This is a genomic window from Sulfobacillus harzensis (genome assembly GCF_012933365.1).
In the GTDB taxonomy this organism is placed as follows: domain Bacteria; phylum Bacillota; class Sulfobacillia; order Sulfobacillales; family Sulfobacillaceae; genus Sulfobacillus_B; species Sulfobacillus_B harzensis.
Map to the genome: position 1 here is coordinate 1 of NZ_JABBVZ010000327.1, position 584 is coordinate 584.

Annotated in this window: 1 protein-coding gene; it reads left to right on the plus strand. The window is 62.7% G+C overall.

Annotated elements, in window-relative coordinates:
• On the plus strand, nt 1-449 hold a 449-nt coding region (locus tag HIJ39_RS23325), incomplete at its 5' end, for a transposase (RefSeq protein ID WP_207711903.1).
• Nucleotides 450-584 lie beyond the last annotated feature (135 nt).

Here is a 584-nt window from a genome sequence, read left to right on the forward strand (position 1 = left end):
CCCACGAATCCCCTCATCCCGCCTGTCGATGCGACCAGTTGGAGCAGGAAGTCGCCCACTTGCGCACCTATGTGCGGCAGCTCGAAGAACAGATTCGGTTAAGTCCGCATCGCCGCTTTGGCGCCTCCTCCGAGCGGTCCGATCCGGCCCAGCTGCGGCTCTTTAACGAAGCCGAGGCCACGGCCGTGTCGGCCCTGGAAGCCGGACCGGTCGAAACCGGCACGTCTGAACGCCAAAAGAAAAAGCCGGGCCAGCGGGACGCGGCATGGGATCACCTGCCTGTCGAGCGGATTGAATATTGGCTCCCCCCCGAAGAGCAAGTCTGTCCCACCTGCGCCCAGGCGCTCCATGAAATGAGCACGGAAGTGCGACGGGAACTGTATATCCATTCCGGCCCAAGTGACGGTGCGGGAGCATGTCCAGTATGTCTAGGCCTGTCGCACGTGTGAGCGCGAGGCGCTCACCACCCCGGTGGTGACGGCAGCGATGCCGCGTCCGGTGTATCCCGGCAGCTTTGCCAGTCCCTCCGTGATGGCCTATATCCTTCATCAGAAATACACCTTGGGGTTGCCGCTCTATCGCCA